Source organism: Nodularia chucula CCY0103 (genome assembly GCF_963923915.1).
Classification (GTDB): Bacteria; Cyanobacteriota; Cyanobacteriia; order Cyanobacteriales; family Nostocaceae; genus Nodularia; species Nodularia chucula.
In genome coordinates, this window is record NZ_CAWUOL010000155.1 from 1 (window position 1) to 6202 (window position 6202).

The window sequence follows — 6202 nt, forward strand, 5'->3', positions numbered from 1 at the left end:
CTTTGCTTTTGTTCTTTATTATACCTTATTGTTTATATTAAGGATATGTCTAATAAGCTTATATGATTTAGTTCCTGAAATGAGTAAATCTAAATTATATGGTACAAGAAGATTCCTTAAAGTTTAGTATTCAAGAAATTGGTGCAACTTCTCAGCATTTAAAAACTGTCATTAACTTAGGTAATGCTAATTCAGAAACCCTTGGCTTTTTACCCTATGGAGCTTTTGAAAGACTAGCGGACGAAGGTCGTATTATTGGTTTTATTGTTCCAGAATTAGGTTGTGTGGGATATCTGCTTTATGGTATTAGTCGTCGTAATTACAGAGTAAAACTTACCCATCTTTGTGTAGATAAAAATTGGCAAAAAAGAGGAATAGCCAAAAAATTACTCCAGTATTTAAAAAATAAAACTCAACATTTATACGGTATTCTTTTATCATGCCGTCGTGATTATAATTTAGATGGAATGTGGGCAGCACTTGGTTTTGTGGCTCCTCATGAAAGACCAGGAAAAAGCAAAGAAGGCAGTATTTTAACTGAGTGGTGGTTAGATTATGGTCATCATAGTTTACTCACTAATCTTGCCTATCAAGAAACTGAATCTAGATTATGTGTTGCTATTGATGCTAATATTTTATTTGATTTAGTAGATGATGAAAAGTTTGATGAGGAAGGAAAAGAGTCTAAAGTTCTAATTTCTGATTGGCTAGATTCAGAAATAAAATTATGTTTAACTGACGAAATTTTAAATGAAATTAACAGAAATCCAGACAGTAGAAAAAGAAAAAAATTACGTACAGCAAGAAGTCATTTTACAAACCTTCCTTCCACCCAAAAAGAATTTGATAAACTATGCCAAACTATACGTAGATTTTTTCCTGAAAAGATGACTCCTAGTGATGAATCAGATTTACGTCAAATCGCTAGAGTTATTAGCTCTCAAATTAATACTCCTTACTTTGTTACTAGAGATAAACGTTTATTAGGTATTGAAGAAGAGATTTATCAAGAATTTAATTTGACCATTATTCATCCCATTGATCTAATTATTAAATTAGATCAATTACGTAGAGAAAATGAATATCAACCAGAGCTTTTAGGTGGAACTAATATCAAAGAAAAGCGCATTCAGAGTAAAGAGATAGATTCAATAATTGACCTCTTTTTATGTTATTCTCAGGGTGAAAAAAAAACCAGACTTTAGAAAAAATATTCGCAGTTTAGTTTCAAATACTAAACAAGTTAAAGGTTTTACAGTTAGTCAAAATGAAGAATTTATAGCTCTGATAATCTATGATAGATCAGAAGATAGAGAGTTAAATATTCCGGTTTTTCGATTCAGAAATACTAAAATTACTCCTACTCTTTTACGACGGTGTATTTTTGAATGTTTCTCAACTGCTGCTAGTGAAAATAGAGAATTCACCAGAATTACTGAAATATACTTGGATGATACAACCGTTAAAGCACTGTCTGAAGATGGTTTTTTAAAGACTAAATCTGGATGGTTAAGAGCTAATTTAGCTATTTCAGAAAATGCAGTAGATATTTCTTCGTATATTACTAACTTGTGTAAACAATCACCCAAAGATTATGACAAATATCTTCCATTTGCAGAGATTTTATTAAATCAAGATTTACTTCAAAAACCAGAAATCATGGCAGATATTGAGAGAAGGCTTTATCCTGCCAAAATTACTGATGCTGAAATTCCTACTTATATTATTCCTATTAAATCACGTTGGGCTAAAGAATTATTTGATAAAGAATTAGCAGAAGAAGGAATATGGAGAGCTAAAGAACAATTAGCACTGAGACGTGAGGTTGTTTACTACTCTTCAAAACGAAAAATGAAATATCCAGGAAGAATTTTATGGTATGTTACTCCATCTCCTGACGATAAAAATAGTTCTGCTATTCTAGGAGCTATTAGAGCTTGTTCTAGACTAGATGAAGTAACAATTGGTAAACCCAAAGATTTATATAAAAAATTTAGAAGATTAGGCATTTACAGTTTTCAAGATGTTTTAAAAGCTGCTAATAACGATTTAGACAAGGAAATAAAAGCTGTTAAATTTAGTGATACTGAATCATTTGAAAATCCTATAAAATTTGCAGAAATAAAAATAATACTAAATCGATCTATTCAACTTCAAAGTTCTATAGAAATTTCTCCAGAAGAATTTAAAATGTTATATAATAGAGGAAATTCAATGCCTATATAAAATAAAAATGAGTCTCATGTCTCCAAATGTACTTTTAATATCTATTCACTATGAATACGCTAATATGATATTTGACGGGAATAAACAAGTTGAGTTTAGGCGTGTTAGACCTCGACATCTAAGTGAAGGTGATCTAATTCTTGTTTATGCAACATCTCCTGAAAAAGCATTGTTGGGAGTGCTTGAAGTAGAAAAAGTTGTGGAAATGTCTCCTAATAAGCTTTGGAATATTGTTAAAGATAAAGCTGGTATTAACCAAGAAACCTTTCAAAAATACTACAAAAATTCACAAATTGCTTTTGCTATTTTCTTTAAAAACCCGTTCAGTTTTGATTCACCCATTACAATTGAAAAACTAAGAGAAGAGTGGAAAGATTTTCGACCACCACAGTGTTATCATTATTTAAAAGATAGAGAGATAAATTTTATCAAATCAATGACAAAATATGATATTCTAGCATTATCTAATAAGTGTAGAGGTTATCAAACTGAACTATTGCCTCAAGTTTAAAAGATAAATATAATATTTTTATATATTACTTTTTGTTTGATTGTTTGAGTTTAAAGCTATTATACTTAAGATGTAAACTTGAAACTCGTATCCCTTAAATAGTATGAGTGAAACCCTGGCTGATATTGCTATACCACCGCAGTTTCCTGATCATACTCAACTACCAGAGTTTGATGGTACGTTTGTGAAAAACTTTCAAGAACATCCCCAAAGCATAATTATCACAGACTCAATAATTCAAACTTTACAAAAGTTACATCCAGATGGACAATTTTGTATAGGTGAAGATTGTGGTATTTATTGGCGCGAAACAGAACCACCAGAAAAAGGTACAGTAGCACCAGATTGGTTTTATGTCCCTGATGTCCCACCCAGATTAGAAGGTAAAATTCGCCGTTCTTATGTATTATGGCGGGAATATATTCCCCCATTAATTGCCATAGAATTAGCCAGTGGTAATGGTGATGAAGAACAAGACATAACACCTCTACCTTTAGCTGGTAATCGTGAAGGTGTAAAACCTGGGAAATTTTGGGTATATGAAAGAGTTATACGCATTCCCTACTATGCTATTTATGAAGTTAATAATGAGAAATTAGAAGTTTATCACTTGGTAGATTTTTCTTACCAAAAAATACAGCCCAACGAGCGCGGACATTATCCCATTCCCCCTTTAGGTGTAGAATTAGGACTATGGCAAGGAAGTTATTTAAATAATCCTGAGCAACTTTGGATACGCTGGTGGGATTTAGATGGTAATTTATTATTAGTCGGTAAAGAAGAAGCCCAATTACAAAGATTAAGAGCTAAACAAGCAGAACACAAAGCAGCACCATTGTAAGAAATGGGTATTGATCCAGATACAATAGATTAAGAAATTTTTCGCGTAAATTAATAAATATGCAAATGGTTATTTTGTCAAGGGGTTTGCAGGTTAATTGGGTGAGTTTTATTGCTGATTTCCTGTTAGTGGGGATGGTTTTTGGCCCCCCTATTGCTCCTTTTCTGGCTGCGTCTGATATGTCTTTGCTGGGTAGGATTGCGGACATTATCTATTTCATGGGTAATCATGTTTGTCCGCAACCTAGTATGGGTTTGGATTTAGCACCCCCGTTTATTATGGCTGTGTGTATGCGTTGCTATGGTACTGTTACGGGGTTGCTAGTTACTCGTTTGTTGTATGGGGTAACTGGTGGTAAGGGTTTTTACTGGTTAAGTCAATATGGCTGGAATGGTGCGGCTTTGGCTAGTGTGCTGATGATGGCTTATCCTTTGGAATTGGCTGCACAGGTTTTTGGTTTATGGAATTTTAATAATTATTTGGTGACACCTTTTGGGTTGATGACAGGTTTGGCTTGGGGTTTATTTACTATGCCAATTTTTCATGAGTCCCAGCAGCATCAAGCCGTCCGGAATTAATTGAAACTTTTGTATTTTTGTGTTTTTTTTATTCACTCAAATTAAGCGTAATTACTGGTACGGGTTATATCATTTTCTGAGTATACTAATGTAATAATACATTTGTATTATCAGGCTTGTAGCTAATGACTCAGAAGGCTATACCAAATGATTAATACCAGTTACGACTTTGACCAAGCTATTCTACCCACGGGTTCTTCATTAAAAACAAATATTTTGCTCCGTTTTCGGGCTGATATTGCAGAATCTCCCCGACGTAATCTGAATCTTTCTTTGGTAATTGACCGCTCTGGTTCTATGGCGGGTGGTGCTTTGCATCACGCACTCAAAGCGGCTGAGTCTGTGGTAGATCAACTGCAATCGAATGATATTCTCTCAGTGGTGGTTTATGATGACGAAATCGATACAGTTATCCCACACCAGCCAGTAATTGATAAGTCTGCACTGAAACAATCTATCCGCAAAGTCAGAGCGGGTGGTATTACTAATTTATCTGGGGGTTGGCTCAAAGGTTGCGAATATGTCAAAGCCCAACTTGACCCGCAGAAAATTAACCGTGTGCTTTTACTTACCGATGGTCACGCCAATATGGGCATTATCGACCCCCAGGTACTGACCGCGACATCGGCGAAAAAAGCTGAGGAAGGGATCACAACCACCACTTTAGGCTTTGCTCAAGGTTTTAATGAGGATTTATTAATTGGTATGGCCAGAGCCGCCAATGGTAATTTCTACTTTATTCAAAGCATTGATGAAGCTACGGAAGTATTCGGTATTGAGTTAGACAGTCTCCGAGCCGTAGTAGGTCAAAACCTCACAGTCACTCTGGAATTAGCTGATGGTGTCAAGCTGGTAGATACTTTGAGTTTGGCGACAATTAGTCAAAATGATACTGGTCAAGCAGTGATTAGTTTGGGCGAACTTTATGAAGGGGAAGATAAACTTTTAGGGTTGAGTCTGGATATATCCTCAGCACCAGTGGGTGAGTTACCTGTAATGAAGCTGCATTACAGCGCTGATGTTGTCCAAGATAATTTAATTCAAAGTGTTTCCGGTACAGCCGATGTCTTCGCTAAAGTTGGTACTGTGGAACAAGCAGCAGCTGCGGCTTCCAGTCATGTAATTCTGGAACTCAGTCGCCTAACCATTGCTAAAGCCAAAGAAATCGCCCTTGATTTAGCCGAACATGGTAAACATGAAGAAGCTGAACAAACCCTGCGGGTATTAATCAAAGACCTGCAAGATAAAGGGTTAAATGAGAATTTTGAAATTGCGGAAGAAATCGAACAATTAGAGTATTTTGCAGGTCGCATCGCTCAAAAAGCCTTGGGTAATGCGGGACGTAAAGAACTGCGAGATCAAAGTTACCAGACAATGACGCGGAATCGCAGCGATTTGGCGGGTCGTGGTGTCACTGCTGGTGATGAAGTCTATGCAATACCGGTTGTGAATGAAGTCGGTGACGGTGTGGAACTGCACTGTGTTCGGGAAGGCGGTAAATTGCGGGTTAAAGTTGTTTCTGAGGGTCACGATACCAGCAAGAATGTCCAGTTTCCGCGAGCAATTCGGGCTGAGGGCGCACGTTATATTGTAGAAACATTGGAACTTTCTAATGATGGTTCTTTTTACCGTGTCCAGGGAGACATTACCCGTTTTGCTCAACCCGGTGTAGCAGATATCTTTGTTAACCGCCAGACTACGCAAAGAGTTAGCACAGGTAAAGCCGCTAAAGGTCCCGCCAGTGCTGCTGACTTGGAAACAACTGACACTATAGAGAATCAGGTGTTAGTGCAGTGTGTCAAAGATGGTGGTAAGCTCAGGGCTAGGGTAGTTTCTGATGGTTATGAACCCGATTGGAATATGCGCTTTCCTCGTTCGGTCAGAGAGGAAGGTATGCTTTATGTGGTTGATGAAGTGAAAACAGCCCCTGATGGTAAGTCTTATATTGCTTGTGGGGAAATTAAGCGTTTTGTACAAACTACTATGAATAATTAGGGTTTGCTGAAAAAGTCGAGAAAAAGTTGAGGAGAATTGAGTAGGTAATCA

Annotated in this window: 6 protein-coding genes; all 6 read left to right on the plus strand. The window is 36.4% G+C overall.

Annotated features, from left to right (window positions below):
- Positions 1-98: 98 nt before the first annotated feature.
- The 6 genes from ACM0OP_RS23555 (at position 99) to ACM0OP_RS23580 (ending at position 6151) form a co-directional block, all read left to right on the plus strand.
- Positions 99-1205: a GNAT family N-acetyltransferase gene (locus ACM0OP_RS23555; RefSeq protein WP_414530828.1), complete on the plus strand. Its 1107-nt coding sequence runs from the start codon at positions 99-101 to the stop codon at positions 1203-1205.
- Positions 1183-2226 (plus strand): hypothetical protein, encoded by a 1044-nt coding sequence (locus ACM0OP_RS23560; RefSeq protein WP_414530829.1) that lies wholly within the window; start codon positions 1183-1185, stop codon positions 2224-2226. Before ACM0OP_RS23555 ends, ACM0OP_RS23560 begins: the two co-directional genes overlap by 23 nt.
- Positions 2227-2242: 16 nt before the next feature.
- Positions 2243-2737 (plus strand): ASCH domain-containing protein, encoded by a 495-nt coding sequence (locus ACM0OP_RS23565; protein ID WP_414530830.1) that lies wholly within the window; start codon positions 2243-2245, stop codon positions 2735-2737.
- A 103-nt stretch (positions 2738-2840) separates the two neighbouring features.
- The gene (locus ACM0OP_RS23570) at positions 2841-3578 is read left to right on the plus strand and encodes a Uma2 family endonuclease (RefSeq protein WP_414530831.1); all 738 of its coding nucleotides are present in this window, start codon (positions 2841-2843) and stop codon (positions 3576-3578) included.
- 59 nt (positions 3579-3637) lie between these two features.
- Positions 3638-4156, plus strand: a complete 519-nt coding sequence (locus tag ACM0OP_RS23575; protein ID WP_414530832.1) for a DUF2085 domain-containing protein — start codon at positions 3638-3640, stop codon at positions 4154-4156.
- Between the two features lie 147 nt (positions 4157-4303).
- Positions 4304-6151, plus strand: a complete 1848-nt coding sequence (locus ACM0OP_RS23580; protein WP_414530833.1) for a vWA domain-containing protein — start codon at positions 4304-4306, stop codon at positions 6149-6151.
- Positions 6152-6202 lie beyond the last annotated feature (51 nt).